The 19,324-nt window shown below is 58.0% G+C and carries 23 protein-coding genes; 17 read left to right on the forward strand and 6 right to left on the reverse strand.

Annotation, left to right across the window (positions count from 1 at the left end; all coding sequences use genetic code 11):
* Nucleotides 1-30 precede the first annotated feature (30 nt).
* Together tig and aqpZ are read left to right on the forward strand one after the other, a co-directional pair.
* On the forward strand, nucleotides 31-1,362 hold the full coding sequence (gene tig, locus ABJO75_RS20170; protein WP_348134745.1) for a trigger factor: 1,332 nt from the start codon (nucleotides 31-33) through the stop codon (nucleotides 1,360-1,362).
* 171 nt (nucleotides 1,363-1,533) lie between these two features.
* The gene (gene aqpZ / locus ABJO75_RS20175; protein WP_348134747.1) at nucleotides 1,534-2,223 is read left to right on the forward strand and encodes an aquaporin Z; all 690 of its coding nucleotides are present in this window, start codon (nucleotides 1,534-1,536) and stop codon (nucleotides 2,221-2,223) included.
* A 66-nt stretch (nucleotides 2,224-2,289) separates the two neighbouring features.
* Here the strand turns inward: aqpZ and ABJO75_RS20180 are convergent, their stop codons facing one another.
* On the reverse strand, nucleotides 2,290-2,724 hold the full coding sequence (locus ABJO75_RS20180; RefSeq protein WP_348134891.1) for a lytic transglycosylase domain-containing protein: 435 nt from the start codon (nucleotides 2,722-2,724) through the stop codon (nucleotides 2,290-2,292).
* Nucleotides 2,725-2,933: 209 nt separating this feature from the next.
* Between ABJO75_RS20180 and ABJO75_RS20185 the strand changes: the two genes are divergently transcribed.
* Nucleotides 2,934-3,368, forward strand: a complete 435-nt coding sequence (locus ABJO75_RS20185; protein WP_348134749.1) for a DUF1330 domain-containing protein — start codon at nucleotides 2,934-2,936, stop codon at nucleotides 3,366-3,368.
* Nucleotides 3,369-3,373: 5 nt separating this feature from the next.
* Nucleotides 3,374-3,940, forward strand: a complete 567-nt coding sequence (locus ABJO75_RS20190) for an isopropylmalate isomerase (RefSeq protein WP_348134751.1) — start codon at nucleotides 3,374-3,376, stop codon at nucleotides 3,938-3,940.
* A gap of 91 nt (nucleotides 3,941-4,031) precedes the next feature.
* Here the strand turns inward: ABJO75_RS20190 and rplI are convergent, their stop codons facing one another.
* Genes rplI through rpsF form a run of 3 tightly spaced genes read right to left on the reverse strand, consistent with a single transcriptional unit; the run spans nucleotide 4,032 to nucleotide 5,295 of the window.
* Nucleotides 4,032-4,673 (reverse strand): 50S ribosomal protein L9, encoded by a 642-nt coding sequence (gene rplI, locus ABJO75_RS20195; protein ID WP_348134753.1) that lies wholly within the window; start codon nucleotides 4,671-4,673, stop codon nucleotides 4,032-4,034.
* Nucleotides 4,674-4,684: 11 nt separating this feature from the next.
* The gene (gene rpsR, locus ABJO75_RS20200) at nucleotides 4,685-4,912 is read right to left on the reverse strand and encodes a 30S ribosomal protein S18 (protein ID WP_138165171.1); all 228 of its coding nucleotides are present in this window, start codon (nucleotides 4,910-4,912) and stop codon (nucleotides 4,685-4,687) included.
* Between the two features lie 29 nt (nucleotides 4,913-4,941).
* Nucleotides 4,942-5,295, reverse strand: a complete 354-nt coding sequence (rpsF, locus tag ABJO75_RS20205; RefSeq protein ID WP_348134755.1) for a 30S ribosomal protein S6 — start codon at nucleotides 5,293-5,295, stop codon at nucleotides 4,942-4,944.
* Nucleotides 5,296-5,698: 403 nt separating this feature from the next.
* Between rpsF and ABJO75_RS20210 the strand changes: the two genes are divergently transcribed.
* Both ABJO75_RS20210 and ABJO75_RS20215 read left to right on the forward strand, forming a co-directional pair.
* Nucleotides 5,699-6,286 carry a YceI family protein gene (locus ABJO75_RS20210; RefSeq protein WP_348134757.1) on the forward strand — a complete coding sequence of 196 codons (588 nt, stop codon included), beginning with the start codon at nucleotides 5,699-5,701 and terminating at the stop codon, nucleotides 6,284-6,286.
* A 124-nt stretch (nucleotides 6,287-6,410) separates the two neighbouring features.
* Nucleotides 6,411-7,001 carry a YceI family protein gene (locus ABJO75_RS20215; RefSeq protein ID WP_348134759.1) on the forward strand — a complete coding sequence of 197 codons (591 nt, stop codon included), beginning with the start codon at nucleotides 6,411-6,413 and terminating at the stop codon, nucleotides 6,999-7,001.
* Between the two features lie 80 nt (nucleotides 7,002-7,081).
* On the opposite strand, the gene ABJO75_RS20220 is transcribed toward ABJO75_RS20215, so the two are convergent.
* Nucleotides 7,082-8,374 (reverse strand): cytochrome b/b6 domain-containing protein, encoded by a 1,293-nt coding sequence (locus tag ABJO75_RS20220; RefSeq protein WP_348134761.1) that lies wholly within the window; start codon nucleotides 8,372-8,374, stop codon nucleotides 7,082-7,084.
* 157 nt (nucleotides 8,375-8,531) lie between these two features.
* Here ABJO75_RS20220 and fabD point away from each other — a divergent pair, with 157 nt between their 5' ends.
* Together fabD and fabG are read left to right on the forward strand one after the other, a co-directional pair.
* A complete protein-coding gene (gene fabD, locus ABJO75_RS20225; protein WP_348134763.1) occupies nucleotides 8,532-9,470 on the forward strand; it encodes an ACP S-malonyltransferase in 939 nt (312 codons plus the stop codon).
* Nucleotides 9,471-9,488: 18 nt separating this feature from the next.
* A complete protein-coding gene (gene fabG, locus ABJO75_RS20230) occupies nucleotides 9,489-10,226 on the forward strand; it encodes a 3-oxoacyl-[acyl-carrier-protein] reductase (protein ID WP_348134765.1) in 738 nt (245 codons plus the stop codon).
* Nucleotides 10,227-10,233: 7 nt separating this feature from the next.
* Here fabG and ABJO75_RS20235 read toward each other — a convergent pair whose 3' ends face one another.
* Nucleotides 10,234-10,356, reverse strand: a complete 123-nt coding sequence (locus ABJO75_RS20235; RefSeq protein ID WP_348134767.1) for a hypothetical protein — start codon at nucleotides 10,354-10,356, stop codon at nucleotides 10,234-10,236.
* 342 nt (nucleotides 10,357-10,698) lie between these two features.
* On the opposite strand from ABJO75_RS20235, the gene ABJO75_RS20240 reads away from it, so the two are divergent.
* The 9 genes from ABJO75_RS20240 (at nucleotide 10,699) to ABJO75_RS20280 (ending at nucleotide 19,322) form a co-directional block, all read left to right on the forward strand.
* Nucleotides 10,699-10,932: an acyl carrier protein gene (locus ABJO75_RS20240; RefSeq protein WP_316775147.1), complete on the forward strand. Its 234-nt coding sequence runs from the start codon at nucleotides 10,699-10,701 to the stop codon at nucleotides 10,930-10,932.
* Nucleotides 10,933-11,071: 139 nt separating this feature from the next.
* Complete coding sequence (locus tag ABJO75_RS20245) at nucleotides 11,072-11,611, forward strand: GNAT family N-acetyltransferase (protein ID WP_348134769.1); 540 nt, start codon at nucleotides 11,072-11,074, stop codon at nucleotides 11,609-11,611.
* A 100-nt stretch (nucleotides 11,612-11,711) separates the two neighbouring features.
* Nucleotides 11,712-12,455 (forward strand): 1-(5-phosphoribosyl)-5-[(5-phosphoribosylamino)methylideneamino] imidazole-4-carboxamide isomerase, encoded by a 744-nt coding sequence (locus ABJO75_RS20250; protein ID WP_348134893.1) that lies wholly within the window; start codon nucleotides 11,712-11,714, stop codon nucleotides 12,453-12,455.
* A 150-nt stretch (nucleotides 12,456-12,605) separates the two neighbouring features.
* Nucleotides 12,606-13,871 (forward strand): beta-ketoacyl-ACP synthase II, encoded by a 1,266-nt coding sequence (gene fabF, locus ABJO75_RS20255; protein ID WP_348134771.1) that lies wholly within the window; start codon nucleotides 12,606-12,608, stop codon nucleotides 13,869-13,871.
* Nucleotides 13,871-15,025: an endolytic transglycosylase MltG gene (mltG, locus tag ABJO75_RS20260; protein ID WP_348134773.1), complete on the forward strand. Its 1,155-nt coding sequence runs from the start codon at nucleotides 13,871-13,873 to the stop codon at nucleotides 15,023-15,025. Before fabF ends, mltG begins: the two co-directional genes overlap by 1 nt.
* Nucleotides 15,026-15,147: 122 nt before the next feature.
* Nucleotides 15,148-15,630, forward strand: a complete 483-nt coding sequence (locus tag ABJO75_RS20265) for a helix-turn-helix transcriptional regulator (protein WP_348134775.1) — start codon at nucleotides 15,148-15,150, stop codon at nucleotides 15,628-15,630.
* A 35-nt stretch (nucleotides 15,631-15,665) separates the two neighbouring features.
* A complete protein-coding gene (locus ABJO75_RS20270) occupies nucleotides 15,666-16,367 on the forward strand; it encodes an autoinducer binding domain-containing protein (protein ID WP_348134776.1) in 702 nt (233 codons plus the stop codon).
* Nucleotides 16,368-16,451: 84 nt separating this feature from the next.
* Nucleotides 16,452-17,309, forward strand: coding sequence for an acyl-homoserine-lactone synthase (locus tag ABJO75_RS20275; RefSeq protein ID WP_348134778.1), 858 nt, complete (start codon nucleotides 16,452-16,454; stop codon nucleotides 17,307-17,309).
* Nucleotides 17,310-17,951: 642 nt separating this feature from the next.
* Nucleotides 17,952-19,322 carry a terminase family protein gene (locus tag ABJO75_RS20280; RefSeq protein WP_348134895.1) on the forward strand — a complete coding sequence of 457 codons (1,371 nt, stop codon included), beginning with the start codon at nucleotides 17,952-17,954 and terminating at the stop codon, nucleotides 19,320-19,322.
* Nucleotides 19,323-19,324 lie beyond the last annotated feature (2 nt).

Raw genomic sequence — 19,324 nt, forward strand, 5'->3', positions numbered from 1 at the left:
GGCGCACACCGGAACCTATGGGGAAACACGATGCAGGTCACCGAGACGCTGAACGAAGGTCTGAAGCGCGGCTACGCGATCACTGTCACCGCCGCCGAACTGGACAACAAGGTCAATGAGAAACTGACTGAAGCCCAGCCGGAAGTCGAGATGAAAGGCTTTCGCAAGGGCAAGGTGCCCATGCCGCTCTTGAAGAAACAATTCGGTCAACGCCTGATTGGCGAAGCGATGCAGGAAAGCATCGATGGCGCGATGAGCAAGCATTTTGAGGACAGCGGCGATCGCCCGGCGATGCAGCCCGACGTCAAGATGACCAACGAAGATTGGAAAGAGGGCGACGACGTAGAAGTTGAGATGTCCTACGAGGCACTGCCCGAAATCCCCGAGGTCGATCTGAAATCCATCACTTTGGAAAAGATGGTGGTAAAGGCAGACGAAGCGGCCGTTGAAGAGGCTTTGAGCAATCTGGCCGAAACTGCGCAGGATTTCAAAGCCCGCAAGAAAGGCACCAAAGCCAAGGATGGCGATCAGGTTGTTCTTGATTTCGTCGGCAAGGTCGATGACGAGGCGTTTGAAGGTGGCTCTGCCGAAGATTATCCGCTGGTCCTGGGCTCCAACAGCTTCATTCCTGGCTTTGAAGAGCAACTGGTCGGCGTGAAAGTCGAAGAGGAAAAGGACGTTACCGTCAGCTTCCCCGAAGATTATCAGGCCGCGCATCTCGCCGGAAAAGAGGCTGTGTTTGCCTGCACCATCAAAGAGGTGAAGGAACCGGTTGCTGCAGAGATCAATGACGAGCTGGCCAAGAAATTTGGTGCAGAGGATCTTGCCGCTCTCAAAACGCAAATCGGTGAACGTCTGGAAGCAGAGTACTCCGGCGCGGCCCGTGCTGTGATGAAACGCGCGTTGCTGGATGCGCTGGATGACATCGTATCCTTTGATCTGCCGCCCAGCCTGGTTGGCGCCGAGGCCAAGCAGATCGCGCATCAGCTGTGGCACGAGGAAAACCCTGACGTCGAGGGCCACGATCACCCCGAGATCGAAACCACCGATGAGCATACCAAGCTGGCCGAGCGTCGCGTTCGTCTAGGCTTGCTGCTGGCCGAACTGGGTCAAAAGGCCGAAGTCGAAGTCAGCGACGCCGAGATGACTCAGGCGATCATGAATCAGGCGCGTCAGTATCCGGGTCAGGAACGTCAGTTCTTTGAGTTCGTTCAGCAAAACCAGCAAATGCAACAGCAAATGCGCGCGCCGCTGTTTGAAGACAAGGTCGTGGACTATGTGTTCGAACTGGCGAGCATCACCGACAAAGAGGTGAGCAAAGACGATCTCCAGAAGGCCGTCGAGGCGATGGAAGACGAATAATCAATCCGCAATTCGGATGAAATGGGTCGCCCAGTGGGCGGCCCTTTTTCGTACGGGACGCGGTAAACATTCAAGGAAGTGATACAGAAAGCCAATATTTCCCAGTATGTTCTTTGGCCGCATAGGTAATAGTGCGTATAGAGAACACATCACTGTGAACAGGAGTTACTGATGTCAAAGAAGATGATGGCCGAGTTTTTCGGCACCTACTGGTTGGTTTTTGGGGGGTGTGGTAGCGCGATCCTTGCCGCTGGTGTGGCGGATGTCGGTATCGGCTGGCTTGGTGTCAGTCTTGCATTTGGTCTGACGGTGCTCACCATGGCGTTTGCTGTGGGTCATATCTCTGGCGGGCATTTCAATCCGGCGGTCACGCTTGGTCTGGTTGTGGGCGGACGTCATCCTGCGGGTGAATTGCTGCCGTATTGGGCCGCGCAGGTCCTTGGGGCGATTGCTGCTGCGGCAACGCTCTACGTGGTGTTTTCCGGCACAGCTGATTTTCAGGGGGTCGGCGGTTTCGCCTCAAACGGCTTTGGCGATGCCTCACCTGAAAAATACGGAATGATGTCGGCGCTTGTGATCGAAATCGTGCTGACTGCATTCTTTCTGATTATCATTCTTGGCGCAACATCCTCGGGTGCTCCGGCAGGTTTTGCGCCAATTGCAATCGGTCTGGCGCTGACACTTATTCACCTGATCTCGATCCCGGTCACCAACACTTCGGTCAACCCGGCGCGTTCGACGGGAATGGCGATCTTCGCCGAAGGCCCCGCGCTTTCACAATTGTGGCTGTTCTGGATTGCACCGCTTGTCGGCGGTGCGTTGGGCGCGGTCATTTGGAAAGTGATGACCACCGACGACTAAGCGATGCTCCGACAAAGGGCGTGGGCCGCAGCTTTGGCGGCCCAGCCCGAAACAGGCGCTTAATGTTCAGGGGGTGACCAGTCCGGTCTCGACCAGCATTCCGCGCCGTTTGGCTTCATGCCAATAGCCACGTGAATAGTGTTTCACCGCATTGTCATAGCTGCCGTCCGAGATCAGCCACGCGCCTCGCAGGTATTTTCCCGCGTATTTCAGATTGGTTTCGGCATCCAGCAGGTCCTTGGGTTGGCCTTGGAACCCCATGGACTTGGCCGTTGCCGGAAGGATTTGAAGCAGCCCGTAATAGGGGCGGTTGACGGCTCCGGGTCGGTGCGTGCTTTCGCGGATTGCGAGGCGGTGCACCAGCGGGCGTGGAATCTCGTAGAGATCCGCGTATTCGTTGATGAGAGCCCGCAGTTCCGGCGTTTCATTCGGATAAAGAGGCGGGCTCGCGACAACAGGGGCCGGAGAGGTGGTGGCACATGCTGCCGTGACAAGGCACATGGCCATCACGGCCAGCGCACGACGGCGGGGCAGCGGTAACATGAAATGTAGAATCCAGTTGTTAATCCGAGCGCAATTTAGTGATCAAATGGCTCTCAGCAAGCAGCGGGTAGCGTGGCGTTGGTTTTGCGCGGCGGATTGCCGATCGCTGGCTTGTTTTTGCCCATGCGACAGGCCACTCTTTGCAAGAGCAGGATGAGGGAAAGCGGATGGTATATCTGGGATTTGGAAAAGAAGACTACGAGGCGTTCAAGGCCAATGATCGCGCCGGATCGATACATATGTTGAACCTCGTGAAACTGCGCGAACGGGCCGAGTATGAAGATGGCACCGATACATCAGGCCAAGAAGCGTATGCCACCTATGGCCGTCTGAGCGGCCCGGTATTCGAGCGTGTGGGGGGCCGCATCGTGTGGCGTGGCGCGATGGAGCAAATGGTGATCGGGCCCAAGGATCTTCAGTGGAATTTGTGTTTTATCGCAGAGTATCCGCAGCCCGGGGCATTTCTCGAGATGTTGAAAGACCCGGAGTATCGTGTCGCCATGGTGCATCGTCAGGCAGCAGTTGCGGATTCCCGACTGATCCGTATGGACCCGATCGAGGGTGGAACGGGATTTGGCGGCGATGATGCCAAAGGCGATTGATTGCAATGCTGTCTGAAGTCGGACAATGCCTGAGCGAAAGCTGGTCTCCTACGATCGGTGATCCGGGCGTGATGGGATGGGCCACGGTCGCGGTCTATGGGGTTGCTGCGCTGCTGTGTGCAGTGGCCTTTTACAAGCAACCTTCGGGGCGGCTGAAGGTCTTCGGCTATGGCCTGACGCTCTTGCTGGTGTTGTTGATGGTCAACAAGCAACTGGACCTTCAATCGGCCCTCACCGCCGGTGCGCGCTGCTTGGCACAATTGCAGGGGTGGTACGAGGACCGGCGGGCGATCCAGGTAGGCTTTATCCTGGTGCTGCTGCTCTATTGCATCGGCTTTGGGCTTTTCGTGGTCTGGGTGATGTGGCGGCATCTTGGGCAGATCTGGCTGATGCTGCTGGGCCTAATTCTGCTCTTGGCCTTTATCGCGGTGCGCGCGGTCGGGTTTCACCACTTTGATGCCATCATCAACGCACAGGTCGGCAACGTCAAATTGAACTGGGTGCTGGAACTGGGCGGCCTGACATTGATCGCGGTGAATGCGTTCTGGTTGATCGTCAGGCGCCGGGCGTGACACGCTTCAGAGCCGGGCCACAGGCATGAAAAAAACCGCGCGGGGCAGGGCCACGCGCGGTTTGATGTGAGTGTCTTGTCCGACGAGCAGATCAGGCCTTGGAGGCGTCGTCCGCGTCAGTTTCTGCAGCGGCGTCGTCAACACCAGCCGCTTCGGCCAGTGCGTCGTCGTCAGATGCGGCAGAGCCGATATCGTCAAACAGTTCCGCGATCTCGAATTCGGCCTCGGCCTCTTCTTCTGCGGCCAGTTCCTGAATCGATTTGCCGGATGCTTGCAGTTCTGCCTCTTCGGGCGAACGCGCGACGTTCAGCTTCATCGTGACATCGACTTCGGGGTGCAGGTTCACTTCGACTTCGTGCAGGCCCAATGCCTTGATCGGCAGGCGGATCAGGACTTGCTTGCGATCAATGGTGAACCCGGCTTCGGTCGCGGCATCAGCGGCGTCACGTGGTGTGACAGAGCCGTAGAGGTTGCCGCCGTCGGAGGCCGAACGAATCACGATGAACTGCTGACCGTCGAGCTTGTCGCCAAGCGCCTCGGCTTCCTTGCGGGTTTCTAGGTTGCGCGCTTCGAGTTGCGCTTTCTGTTCGTCGAACGCTGCGATGTTCGCTTTACTGGCGGTTAGCGCCTTTTTCTGCCGCAGCAGAAAGTTGCGCGCATAACCCGCTTTGACGTCTACGACGTCGCCCATTTGGCCCAGCTTTGCGACACGTTCCAGAAGGATGACTTGCATGTGCTTTCTCCTTACTTGACGGCGTAGGGCAGCAGGGCGAGGAAGCGTGCGCGTTTGATGGCGCGGGACAGCTCGCGTTGCTTCTTGGCCGATACGGCGGTGATGCGGGACGGAACGATCTTGCCGCGTTCGCTGATATAGCGCTGCAGCAGACGTGTGTCTTTATAGTCGATGGCCGGTGCATTGTCGCCCGAGAAGGGGCAGACTTTGCGGCGGCGGAAAAATGGTTTGGCTGCCATGGTTTACAGTCCTTTTCTCAAGCTATTGATCAGCGGCGTTCGCGGCGGTTGTCGCGTTCGTCACGCTTTTGCATCTGGACCGACGGGCCTTCTTTATGCTCGTCAACCTTGATGGTCAGAACCCGCATGACGTCGTCGTGCAGACGCATCAGGCGTTCCATTTCCTGAACGGCCGGTGCCGGGGCATCGGTGCGCAGATAGGCATAGTGGCCCTTGCGGTTCTTGTTGATCTTGTAGGCCATGGTCTTGACGCCCCAGTATTCCTGGTCGACCAGCGTGCCGCCGTTGTCGGACAGCACAGCACCGAAATGTTCGATAAGGCCTTCAGCTTGCGTGTTGGACAGATCCTGACGCGCAATCATGACATGCTCATAGAGTGGCATGTTGACTCCTGTTCTTGTTTCAAGGCGCATTTCAAAGGTGGGGCCAGTATCCCTTCGCGGCCCCGCCACGAGAGACTGCGCGGTTCAGATCGTTGCGAAAGGAACGCTCCATATACACTGATTTGCAATCAGGGCAAGTCCGAGATGCGCCGTTGTTCTACGTGGACAGCGTTCCGGCGCTTACCTGCATGGCCGATTGCAACCAGACCCTTTAGAATCTGACACAAAGGCCGATGTTTCAGGCACAATTCACGGCTCTTTGTTCACACGGGATTACAATCCGTTGGGGCACTGTTCATCTGCTCACAGATCCTGTTTGGTTTTCCAGAGTTGGTTTCCCGCCGACAACGCATAGGTAGGTCGGGTGAGAGATACCCTGATCCCCAAGAGGAACACTGAGAATATGAAACCCATCCTTTTTGCCGCTGCACTTAGCCTTGTCGCGACAACGGCTGCCGCCGAACCAGAAGCCTACACACTGGACCCCAGCCACAGTCAGGTTCTGTTCAGCTACAACCACCTAGGCTATTCGACGACCTGGGGCATGTTCTCGGGTTTTGAAGGCAAGATCAGCTTTGATGCTGACGTGCCTGAAGCGTCGAGTGTCGAAGTTTCCATGCCTGTCACGTCGATGCTGACGGGCTGGGAAGACCGGTTCAAGCACTTCATGTCGCCGGAGTTCTTTGGCGCTACTGATGACGAGATGATCACCTTTGTCTCCACGGGAATCGAAGTGACCGGAGAGAATACCGCGCTCATCACCGGGGATCTCACGCTGAACGGAGTGACCAAAGAGGTCGTTCTGGATACCAAGCTGAACCAGGCGGGGATGCACCCGATGGCGAACACGCCTTGGGCCGGATTTGACGCGACGACGCAATTGGTCCGTTCCGACTATAATCTGGGTATGTTCGCGCCTTACGTAAGCGACGAGGTCGAGCTTAAAATCTCGGTCGAGGCACAAAAAGCAACCGGCAGCGACGAAAGCTGATCGCTTCATTTACCGCGGGTCTGCATTGGGCCCGCGGTATTTTTTTGCCCTGCGGTCTTGTTCCCTGTGCGTCAAGCGCGCAACGTTGTCGGGATAGGGTGGCCGAGTTTTCCCGGAGGATTGTATGAGCAGAAAGACGATTGCGGCAGGTGTGCTTGCGGCGTTTGCGATGGCTTCGGCTGCGCAGGCAGAAATCTGGATGGTGGACCCGGAACATACCGAAGTTCGCGTCTATTGGGACCACGCCGGATTTTCAGAGCAATCGCTTGAATTCACCGAGGTCGATGGCTCGCTGAACTTTTCGCTGGATTCCGTTCCGAGTTCGACCGCGTTTTTTACGATCCCGGTCAGCAGCATGGAAACCGGTGTTGAGCGGTTCAATAATGATCTTTGGAGCGACACGTTCTTTGATGTCGAAAACTATCCGTTGCTCAGCTTCAACTCGACCTCCTTTCAGCAGGTCGGCCCAAAGCAGTTGAAGGTCAAAGGCGATCTGACGATCAAAGATGTGACCAAGGAGGCCGAATTCGATGTCACCGTTCACAATGTGGGCGAACATCCGGTTGGCAAATACTTCAAGTATTTCGCAGGCAAGTGGTTGGGGGTGACCGCTGTTGCGACGATCAAGCGATCCGAGTGGAACATGGGCGCGTTCGTACCCATGGGATCGGACGAAATCCGCATCGTGATCAATTCGGAACTCAAGGAACAGTAGGGCAGTTAACGCCAGCTGGCTGTTTGCTGATCGCGGCAATTTCCCGCGGTGCTGGCTCTGCAGACATAGGTGCTGACTGATCAGTCGCTGGCCGAAGGTTTCGTAGCGATGAGCGAAACATTGATATCCACGGCAAATCCCAACGACGTTTCGTCGGGCATGTTTGCACCGATACCGTAGTCGAGCCGCTGGAGCGTCAGTGTGCCGTTCATTGTTGCGGTCTCGCCCTCAAGTTTCAGATTGAACGGCAATGTCACAGGGATTGTCACGTCACGCAGGGTGAGCGGCCCGGTGGCGACATAGCCGGTTTCGGTCTTGGTTATGTCTGCGGCGAACCGAGCGGCGGGGAATGTCTCGGCATCAAAGAAGTCCGGACCCATGGCCTGCTGCGTGACGCTACCCAATGTCAGAGACGGGATCGCGACGCTCACCTCCACGTTTCCGGCGGGGCCGGGGGCTGTAGGGTCTTCAAAGATGATATCGGCGGTCCAGTCGTCGAACTGGCCAGTGACGGTGCTGCCCATTTGGGTGATAGAGAGTGCCAGCATTCCTTCGGTGACCTGCCAGCCGGACGGTGCGGCGTCGGCGGTCTGGTTCGTCGCTGCTGGCTCTGCCGGGGATTCGGTGACCCGAGTCGGGGTGTTCGTTTCTGCCGTTGTATGTCGCGTTTCTGGAGCGAAAAGCCCGAGCAAAGCTGCGATGCCAAGCGCGGCACACCATGTAGCAAGTGCGGCAGCGAAAGGCAGTGCAAGATGCGCTTTGCCTGTGGCGGTTTCCTCGATAACGCCGTCGCCGGGCAGCATTCGACGCAGCGTGGAATCGCGATCAACAATCTGGTGTTTGAGCGCGCCTGCGATATGCAGAATGAGCGACACGAGAAGAACCCGTTCCAGTACCATATGAAGCGTGGCGAAGAGTTCTGAGACGGCCTCGTCCTTGGGAACGAACGGCAGCGACTGTCCAAATGGCCACCAGATTGGCGCAAAGCCGACCGTGGCGGCATGATGAATCCATCCCGTCAGGGGAACGAGCACAAGAGAGCCATAGAGCAGCCAATGCACGGTCTCGGCCAGAAAGGTCTCAAGACGGCGATCCGGGTGCAGTGGTGCTGGTTTTGGCTGTGTGCAGGCCCAGAGGATGCGGGCGAGGGCCACGACAAAGATCAGCACACCCGTGGTTTTATGCATCGAGAACAGAAGTGCTGTGCGCAGGATGTCATCCTGGGTGCTGGCCACCTCGGGATTGCTCAGGTCGTGCGCCATATCGTGCGCAATCAGACCAAGGGGAATCACGGTCAGGATCAACAGCGCGGTGAGCCAGTGAAAGCTCTTGCTGACAGCACCGTACCGGATCGAGGTGTTTTTCAGTGCCATCGTTTTCTCCGCAGGCGGTTTCGGAGAAGATAGGGAATTTGATCGCAGGCACAACGGCGGGCATGCACAGAAGGCGCGCAAGGACGCACAGGGTTGTGTACCGTTGCCTCTATTAGCGCGGCGGGATATGCCAAAGACGGGTATTTGGAGGCATTACATGAGCAAAGCATTTGTTTTTCCCGGTCAGGGCGCACAGGCGATAGGTATGGGGCAGGCGCTCGCCGCCGCGTACCCTGAGGCGCAGGCAGTATTTGACGAAGTAGATGACGCGCTAAACGAAAAGCTGAGCGCGTTAATCTGGGAGGGCGAAATTGCTGATCTGACCCTGACGCGAAATGCGCAGCCGGCGTTGATGGCGACGTCGATGGCGGCGATGCGGGCCTTGGAGGCCGAAGGGGTAACAATTTCGGCAGCCGGGTTTGTGGCCGGGCATTCACTGGGCGAATATTCCGCACTCGCAGCGGCCGGGGCATTGAGCGTTGGCGATACCGCCAAGCTGCTGCGCACCCGCGGCCAGGCGATGCAGGATGCGGTGCCGGTAGGTCAGGGTGCGATGGCCGCGATCCTTGGGCTGGATCTGGCTGCTGTGCGCGAGGTTGCCGAGGCGGCAGCGCAGGGCGACGTCTGTCAGGCGGCGAACGACAATGATCCGACACAGGTCGTGGTGTCCGGTGCCAAGGCGGCGGTTGAACGTGCCGCAGTGATCGCCAAAGAGCGCGGCGCAAAGCGCGCGGTCATGCTGCCGGTGAGTGCGCCGTTTCACTGTGCACTGATGCAGCCTGCGGCGGATGTGATGGCCGAAGCACTTGCAAACGTGGCGTTTCAGGCTCCGGCAGTGCCAGTGGTGGCAAATGTACGGGCCGAGGCGGTCAGTGACCCGGATACGCTCCGGGCCCTTTTGGTCGAGCAGGTGACCGGTGCGGTGCGGTGGCGCGAGAGCGTTGAGTACATGGGGGCACAAGGGGTTTCGGAGGCATGGGAGATCGGTGCAGGCAAAGCGCTGTCAGGCATGATCCGCAAGATCAATCGCGAGATAACATGCAAGGCCGTGGGTACGCCGGATGATGTGAAGGCAGCCGCCGAGAGCCTCGGTTGAGAAGAAAAGGAAAACGAGATGTTTGATCTGACGGGAAAATGCGCGCTGATCACTGGTGCATCAGGTGGTATCGGCGGTGACATCGCGCGGGCATTGCACGGAGCTGGCGCGACTGTGGGTTTGTCGGGCACGCGGGTGGAACCGCTTGAGGCGCTGGCGGCAGAGCTTGGTGAGCGCGCGCATGTGTTGCCCTGCAATCTGAGCGACCCGGAGGCTGTCGATGCGTTGCCCAAGCAGGCGATCGAGGCGATGGGCGCAGTGGATATCCTCGTAAACAATGCCGGGATCACGCGCGACAACCTGTTCATGCGCATGTCGGTCGACGAATGGCAGAGCGTGCTTGACGTGAACCTGACGTCTACCTTCCGGCTGTGCAAGGGCGTGATACGCGGCATGATGAAATCCCGGTGGGGACGGATCGTGAATATCAGTTCGGTCGTCGGGACGACGGGCAATCCGGGGCAGGCCAACTATGCGGCATCAAAGGCCGGCATGATCGGTATGTCCAAGAGCCTAGCCTATGAGGTCGCGAGCCGGGGCATTACCGTGAATGCGGTTGCGCCGGGGTTTATCACGACTGCGATGACCGACAAACTGACTGAGGATCAGAAAGCTGGTATTCTGGGGCAGGTGCCAGCGGGGCGAATGGGCGACGCCGACGAGATTGCCGCGGCTGTCTTGTATCTGGCCAGCCCCGAAGCGGGTTATGTGACTGGCGCGACCTTGCACGTGAATGGCGGCATGGCCATGTTGTAAGGCCGCTTCAGCGCTTGTCCTGATTGTCTGACCCGGATGACCCGAGTCGCAGCAGGCGAAGCACGAGGAAACTGAGGATCAGAACAGCGAGGAGGAGGAGCAGGCTTTGCGCTTCGTGCAATTGAATCATCGAATTGTCTCCTTGCGGCATTTGCCCTGCAGTCAAGGGTTTCATGTTGTACCCCCGGGCCTTCGGCCCTTGTTTCGCGACTGAGGACAGTTTATCTCCGAAAAAGGACAATTTTTCGGCAGGTTCTAGACCTAAAGATGAAGTGATTGGGTCTTTTCGAAAGCGTTTGCCTATTTGCAACTCTGTGCTATAGGCGGCGCAATCCTGACAGGCGGCGGTACAACGTCCGGCTGTCATACCCGGAACGCCGGGAACGAGCCGCCCAATCGGGCGATACCAACCGACCCCGAGCGGGCGAGGGCAGACTTGGGCGAAAAGCCCGCAATGGAATGAGGAAGTAACATGAGCGACGTCGCAGACCGCGTGAAGAAGATCGTTGTAGAACATCTGGGTGTTGAAGAGGACAAAGTGACCGAAAACGCTTCGTTCATCGATGATCTGGGCGCAGACAGCTTGGACACCGTTGAGTTGGTCATGGCCTTTGAAGAAGAATTCGGCATCGAGATTCCGGATGATGCGGCTGAAACCATCCAAACTTTCGGCGACGCAGTAAAGTTCATCAACTCGGCGTCCTGAACCGTTCCAAACGGATTACAGATTCGGCGTTTCCCAGTGGGAAGCGCCGTTTTTTTGTCTGATGCGCCTTGTGGCTCTTGCGTCGACCGGGATTCTGTAGACATCTTGGAGTTGAGGCAAGCAGACAAGAAACGGCGCAATGATCCGTTCAATTCCCAATATCAATACGTCGCGCCTGATCCTGCGCGCGATGAAGCCCGAAGATTTCAATCGCTTTGCCCAGATCTGGGCAACGCCTGAAGTAGCGCAAAACAGCAGCGATCAACCGACAAGCCGTGGCAAGGCGTGGGATGCGTTTCTTCGCAACGCCGGCCACTGGGAAATGACCGGGTTCGGGCAGTGGGCCGTGATCGAGCAACGGACGCGAATCATGGTTGGTCAGACCGGATTTTTTTTCAGCGCTTGCGCCTATGGCGAAGATTACGATCCCTTTCCCGAAGCGGGCTGGATCCTGGCACCTGACGCGCGGGGGCGCGGGCTGGCACGAGAAGCGGCCGTGGCGGCGCACGACTGGTTTGACAGGGTCATCCCCGGAACGCTGGTGGCCCGGGTCGGTGCGCAGAACACCACGTCACTGAATCTGGCGGCGCATCTGGGCTATGAAGAGATGCGGGAAACCGAATGCTGCGGCGAATCGATTGTCCTTTTGCGCAGAAACGGACCGCCGACGGTCGGCTGACGCCGCAAATAGAGCGGACAGCGCCGAAAAAATGCGACGGCACCAACCGCTTTGTGGTACCCTCTGGTTGAAATTGATGACCAACATCGGGGGCAAGGTCATGTTGATATTTCCGACAATGGGGTTGCAGGGTGGACGCTGCGTGACGCTGGCCAAAGGCCGGCTTGACGAGCCATTGATCTGGCATGTGGATCCGGTTGAAACCGCGCATGGCTTTGCAGCGGCTGGCGCGAGCTGGATGCATCTGACAGATTTCGATGCGGTCGAGGGACGTACTGACAATGCCGAACTGGTTCACGAGATCATCCGCAGCGCTGGCATTCCTGTGCAACTGGGAGGTGGGTTCCACAGTCGCGAGATGGTGGAACATTGGATCGACAAGGGCGCAGGCCGTATTGTGATTGGGACGCTGGCGGCGCGTGATCCACAGCTTGCGCGCGAGCTGGCCAAGTTTCACCCCGACCAGATCGTCCTGGCGGTTGATGTCTGGCGCGGTCAGGTGATGACCGAAGGCTGGAGATCAGCCAGCGCCTGGACACCCGAAGCCTTTATCGATGCCTTTGGCGATGCACCTTTTGCCGGGATCATCATCACGGATATCGAGAGTGATATGGATGAGGTCGAGGCACAGCTGGGCTTGATTGCCGGCTTGGCAGCGCATGCACGCTCGCCCGTCATCGCGAGCGGGGTGGTGCGATCAGTAGATGATATTGCAAGGCTGACCTATGTCCCCAACATTGCCGGGGCGTTGGTCGGCCGGGCGCTGTTCCGCAAGAGCGTCGATCTGGGCGAGGCATTGCGAATTGCGCAGCCCGGACCAGAGCCGGTTGCCGAATTTCAGTAGGACGCTGACTGTCTAACTGTAAAGTGTTACAGACCGTAACCACCGCATAGAGCGCGGAAAGGTGCCGCATCGCGGTGCGCTGCGCTCTTGCCCCCATGCCCCGGTGCAGGGTAAGAGCGGTTCGCAATGGCAAAAGGGGCAAAGACCGTCATGCGCAGAGTAGTCGTAACCGGACTGGGATTGGTGACACCGCTGGCAAGCGGAGTTGAGGAAAGCTGGTCCAGGCTGTTAGCCGGGCAATCAGGCGCTGGCCCGATCAAGCAATTTGATGCCGTGGCGAGCGGCGTCACCACTACATATGCCTGCGAAGTGCCGCTTGGCGATGGTAGCGATGGCACGTTCAACGCCGATGAGTGGCTGGCGCCCAAGGAACAGCGCAAGATCGATGATTTCATCCTCTATGGAATCGCAGCTGCGGATATGGCTTGCCACGATGCCGGTTGGACGCCTGAAGACGAGGCCGACCGCCTGCGCACCGGCGTGATGATCGGATCGGGTATCGGTGGTCTGAGTTCGATCGCGGATACGGCAGTGATGATCAAGGAGCGTGGACCACGCCGGGTCTCGCCCTTCTTTATCCCCGGTGCGTTGATCAATCTGATTTCCGGACAGGTCGGAATCCGGTTTGGGTTCAAAGGACCAAACCATTCGGTGGTGACGGCCTGCTCGACTGGCGCGCACGCCATCGGAGATGCATCGCGGCTGATTCAGCATGGCGACGCCGACGTTATGATCGCAGGTGGGGCTGAGGCCGCGATCTGCGAGATCGGTATTGCCGGGTTCAATGCCTGCAAAGCGCTGAGCACCAAGTTTGCGGACAATCCACAGGCGGCGAGCCGTCCCTATGACGCGGATCGGGATGGATTCGTGATGGGCGAGGGCGCTGGTGTGGTTGTTCTGGAAGAATACGAACACGCCAAGGCGCGCGGGGCCAAGATCTATGCAGAAGTGCTGGGCTATGGTCTGTCTGGCGATGCCTATCACATCACCGCCCCTTCGGAGACCGGTGACGGCGCCGAACGGTCGATGCGTGCGGCACTGGACGGGGCAGGGCTGAAACCTGCGGATGTGGATTACATCAATGCCCATGGGACCAGCACAATGGCCGACTCCATCGAGCTGGGTGCGGTTGAGCGGATGATGGGGGATGCGGCATCAAAGGTGACGATGTCGTCCACCAAGTCGATGACCGGGCACCTGTTGGGTGCAGCGGGTGCGATTGAGGCGATCTTCTCGATCCTCGCGATTCGTGATCAAGTGGCTCCGCCGACAATCAATCTGGATAATCCGGCCGTCGAGACCGCTGTTGACCTCGCTCCGAATGCCAAGCGCGAACGAGAGATCAACGTGGCGCTGTCCAATTCGTTCGGCTTTGGTGGCACCAATGCCAGTGTTGTCTTTGGGAAAGTTGGCTGATGTGGCGCAGTCTCGCCTCTAACATGCTGACATTTTTGGTCGTCGGATTGTTTCTGGCGGTTGGTGTCGTGCTGTGGGGGAAATCACAATACACTGTCGAAGGTCCGCTGAGTGAGGCGATTTGCCTGCGAGTAGAGCGTGGCTCGAACATGAGCAAGGTGAGCCGCGATCTCGAAACGCAGGGTGCAGTGAGCCACAGCACCATCTTTCGACTTGGGGCGGACTATGCCGAAAAGGCCAGTCAGCTAAAGGCCGGTAGCTTTTTGATAAAGCCGGGGTCGTCGATGGAGGAAATCGTCGATCAGGTCACACGTGGCGGGGCCAGCACCTGTGGCACAGAGATTGTCTATCTCGTGGGTGTGACCCGGACCGAGGCGCGTGTGCGCGAACTTGATCCGGCGACGGATCAGTTTGTCGAGATTGCCGCGTTTGATCCGACCACCGAAGAGGCACCCGAAGGATACACAGCCAAACGCACCGACGCGGATACCCGATTTCGTATAGCGCTGGCCGAGGGCGTGACCAGTTGGCAGGTGGTCGAAGCGCTGAATGCGATCGATGTGTTGAGCGGTGAAATCACCGAGCGCCCTGACGAAGGTATGCTGGCACCCGACAGCTATGAGGTGGTTTCCGGTGCGGACCGCACGGCACTGTTGACGCAGATGCAGGAAGTTCAGGAGCTGCGGATCGCTGCGGCGTGGGAGAGTCGGCAGGAGGGTCTGCCTTTGGCGAGCCCCGAAGAAATGCTGATTCTGGCGTCGATCATCGAAAAGGAAACCGGGGTTGCCGAAGAGCGCAGGCAAGTTGCGAGCGTCTTTGTCAATCGACTGAACCGTGGCATGAGACTGCAGACTGATCCAACGGTGATCTATGGTTTGACAAAGGGTCAGGGCGTGTTGGGCCGTGGTTTGCGCCAAAGCGAGCTGCGCAGCAGAACCCCTTGGAACACCTATGTTATCGAGGGTTTGCCGCCTTCCCCGATTGCCAACCCCGGCATGGCGAGTCTGGAGGCTGCGGTTGCGCCGGCCGAGACGGATTTCGTCTTTTTTGTTGCGGATGGTACGGGTGGTCACGCCTTTGCCGAGACGCTGGAAGAGCACAACCGCAATGTCGCGAAATGGCGCGAGATCGAGGCGCAACGGCAGAACAACTGAAGAGCTGCGCCCGCCATGTACAAACAACCGGGTCAGTTGCGCCGAACGATTTTCAAGGCGCTGACTACCAATGGGTTAGGGTGAGGGTTAAGCCGGGCTGGAACCCTGGGTGCAGCGGTGCAATGTTTGCAAAAAGCGTGCCTGCGTTAATTGGTTTTTACCAAACGGTTGATTTCTTAGGTCATCTGGTGGATGCATGTAGCAGAACTGAAATGAGTATGCCGTCGATGAGCCAGATAGATGTTTTGTTGGGCAAGAGTATTGCCAAGCAACGAGTTGCAAGAGGAATATCCGTAGAGAATCTCGCAAGGAAAATCGGTCTATCTGCAAGTACGGTTGCCGCATTCGAACAGGGGACTCGGCGAGCCAGCGCCAAGCAGCTCTTCGAAATCGCGGATGTCCTTGAATTGAAGGTCCAACGGCTCTTCAATTGCCCGGACAATGAACCCGTTGAGGTCAGGCCGACAACGGCAGCATTCTCCGGGCAGGGTGAGGAAATCGCCGGTCATTACGATGCGCTTTCAAAATCTCACCGAGTCGCAATCTTTGCATTCCTGCTTGCCTTGAAGTCTGATAAAGAAGAGAACCATCCCTTCATGCAGTAAATGCGGGCGGGGCATGCGCGCGAAAGAGGCCCCTTGTGTCTGTTATCGACCTCAGCAAACTGAAATTTCCAGAGAATAACTTTCGGTTGTTCCTCGATACAGTTTGCGAAACGCACGAACTTGATTTCGCCGCATATGCTGGCGTGAATCCGGTTGCCCAGTCAGTCCATGGTGTTGTCAACTATCCGGACGAGTGGCAGGCGCGTTACGTGAAGAAGAGTTTCCAGCACAAGGACCCGACCTTGCTGGTGGCAAGCCGCAGCATCGCGCCAGTCGACTGGCAGCGCTTGCGCGAGGAAACGTCGTTCAAGACGGTGTTCCACGCCGCCCATGATTTTGGGATCGCTGAACAGGGTGTGACCATCCCGGTGCGCGGTCCGTATGGCGAGGTCGGCCTGTTTAGTGTCACTCGCAACTGTTCCGACCGGGAATGGAACCTGCTCAAGCCCAAGATCATCGGCGGTTTGCAGAGCGCTGCAGTGCATTTGCATGATACTATCATGCAGTCGGATGCGATGAGCCGTGAATTGATGCGGCCATCGCTTTCGGCTCGGGAAATCGAGATATTGCAATGGATTGCGGCGGGTAAGTCGCAGCAGGACGTTGCGGACATTTTGTCAATCTCGAGCCGGACAGTGGAGGTGCATTTGCGCTCTAGCCGGAGCAAGCTTTGCGCGCTTACGACCCCGCAAGCGGTGGGCCGTGCGGTGGGGTTGGGATTGATTTATCCCAACTGAGCGTGACCTACGGGATTTCCACAATAGCGGAACGACTGCTAACATATGATCATCTCCGTGGGGACTAAAGAACGGAGAAGGCTCATGATCATTGTGATCGACGGAATAAACAGGCACCGATACACTCGGCTCCTTGATGAAATGTATGAACTGCGGGCACGGGTTTTTGGCCAACGCTTGGGGTGGGAAGTGGAAATCGAGGATGGCAAGGAGATCGACCAGTTCGATAGCCTCGACCCGGCCTATGTAATTGGATTGAATGACAACGGGCGCGTTGTGTCCTGCGTCCGCGCCTTGCAGACCACAGGGCCGCACATGCTGTCGGATGTGTTTTCCGACATCCTAGATGGAGAGCCGCCGCTGCGCGGGGCGACGATATGGGAATCGACGCGATTCTGTGTCGATACCGACATTCTTGAACGCGGCACTTCGCGTAATTCGGTGAGCTACGCGACCTGCGAACTGATGGCAGGTTCCCTGGAATATGCGCGCAATTCCGGGATCAGCGATATCGTCACCGTGATCGATCCAGTGATGAACCGCGTGCTAAGACGTTCGGACTGCGCGCCTTATGGCTATGTGGGTAGCACTAAACCGATGGGCAAGGTGTCTGCGATGGCGGCATTGCTCGACTGCACCGATGACCGCATCGATCGGATCCGGAAATTCGCTGGCATCGAAGGTGAGATCTTTGTTGATCGGTGGATTGCCAAGGAGCTGGCGGATCCTGAGCCGCCCGTGGCTGAGACCAGCGTGGTCGTCTGGCCCTTTGGAAAGCAACGTGGGGACAGCGATTTGCACAGCCAGCTTGAGCAATATTGCCTTGATCAACTGCTGGACGCATCGACTCAGGATGAGCTGGAGGCGGCCAAGCGCCTGACGGAGATTCTCCGCGGCGAGGAGATGATCCGGAGCATCACGCCGCATTTGCCGGCCTGTTGAGCACGTTTGACCGACATGACCGGCAGTGCCGATCATTGAGGGCAAGGGGCTCTGGCCTTCAGCGGAATAAGGATGTTGCAGTAGAAAGGAACAAGTTCGCCTCGGGTTCGTTGCGAATGTTCGGAATGTCGAGGCGCTCGACGGTCTGGGTTTTTATGGTTGGCTGGGTGGGGGCACCCTTGGCCAGATCGTTTGGTAACCCGTCATTTATAAATGATATCAAGAAGTTAACTTGCATGAACGGTGGGTCGAGTTGACTCACCGTGCGGACTAACGTATAGGTTGTGTCATGCTAGAAGACGTGGGTGAGCGGCCACGGGGAAACCCGGAGGCCGTTTTTTCGTGTCTCTCGTGCGGAGAGTTTTCACGCATGAGGCAAAAGAGCAAACATGACTTTGATTACCCCGGAGGAGCGTATTTCGCAGACGGCCGACATTCTACGGTCGCTTGAGGAATCGGTGAAAAGTTTGCGCAAGCAGGCAGAAGACCTGCGAAAGCAACTTGAGGCCGGGGAGGATGCAAACCTTGTGACAGGCAGTCGAAATTTGCTGGAGGCGGAGAAGCTTATCAGCAGCTGCCGAAGAGTGGAGATGAGCCTTGACGAACAATATAGAAGACAAGCGGGAATTGTTCAGGGGGGATATGCCCTGGACCTCGACGCCGCCCGATCTGAGATCGGGTGCCGTCTGTCTCGCCTCAGAAACTGCTGTGATTCGTGAAGGCTTTTTGGACAGTCTTGGGGAGGGAGCGCTTTGTGCGCTCCCTTTCCTTTTTGAATTCTGGGCGCTTGAACATCAGTTGGCGCCCGAAGGTGACTGGCGATCTTGGGTGATCATGGGCGGGCGCGGGGCGGGTAAGACGCGCGCTGGGGCCGAATGGGTACGCAGTCAGGTTGAGGGCGCACGACCGCTTGATCCCGGAGCCAAAAAGCGCATGGCGCTAGTCGGCGAGACCTATGACCAGGTGCGCGAGGTCATGGTGTTTGGCGATAGCGGTATCCTGTCCTGTTCGCCGCCGGATCGTCGCCCGACGTGGAAGGCCACCGAGCGCAAGCTGATCTGGCCCAATGGCGCGGTGGCGCAGGTGTTTTCGGCGCATGACCCCGAAGGATTACGAGGCCCACAATTTGATGCGGCCTGGGTTGACGAGATGGCCAAGTGGAAGAAGGCGCGCGAGACTTGGGACACGCTGCAATTCGCGCTGCGTCTGGGAGAGTTGCCGCAGGTCTGTGTCACGACGACGCCGCGCAATGTGGGGATCTTGAAGGAGTTGCTGACCTCGCCATCGACGGTGGTGACCCGTGCACCGACCGAAGCTAATCGGGCGAACCTGGCGGCGAGCTTTCTGGAAGAAGTGCGTAGTCGGTACGAGGGAACACGCCTTGGTCGGCAGGAGTTGGACGGCGTGTTGCTGGCGGATGCAGAAGGCGCTTTGTGGACGACCGAGATGATGCAGACAGCGCGTATTGAAACAGTCCCTGCGCTTGACCGCGTTGTCGTGGCACTCGATCCGTCGGTCAGTTCTGGAACTGGGGCGGATGAATGCGGGATCGTTGTGGTCGGAGCGCAGACCGATGGGCCACCTCAAGACTGGCGTGCGTGTGTTCTTGCCGATTGCACAGTGCAAGGTGTTGGACCGAGCGGATGGGCGCGAGCGGCGATTGCGGCGATGGACGAGTACGGCGCCGAGAGGTTGGTGGCGGAAGTCAACCAAGGCGGGCAGTTGGTTGAAGAAGTGCTGAGGCAGGTGGATCCGTTGGTGCCGTTCAGAGCGGTGCATGCATCGCGCGGCAAGGCCGCGCGGGCGGAACCTGTGGCGGCGTTGTATGAGCAAGGGCGCGTGCGGCATGTGCGGGGGCTCGGCAATCTGGAAGAGCAGATGTGCCTGATGACTTCGCGCGGTTACGAGGGGCAGGGTTCGCCTGATCGCGTGGATGCTCTGGTCTGGGCCCTGCATGACCTGATGATCGCCCCGGCGGCTGGGTTTCGGCGTCCGCGAATCCGTTCCCTGTAAGG

This window comes from Sedimentitalea sp. (assembly GCF_039973035.1).
In the GTDB taxonomy this organism is placed as follows: domain Bacteria; phylum Pseudomonadota; class Alphaproteobacteria; order Rhodobacterales; family Rhodobacteraceae; genus Sedimentitalea.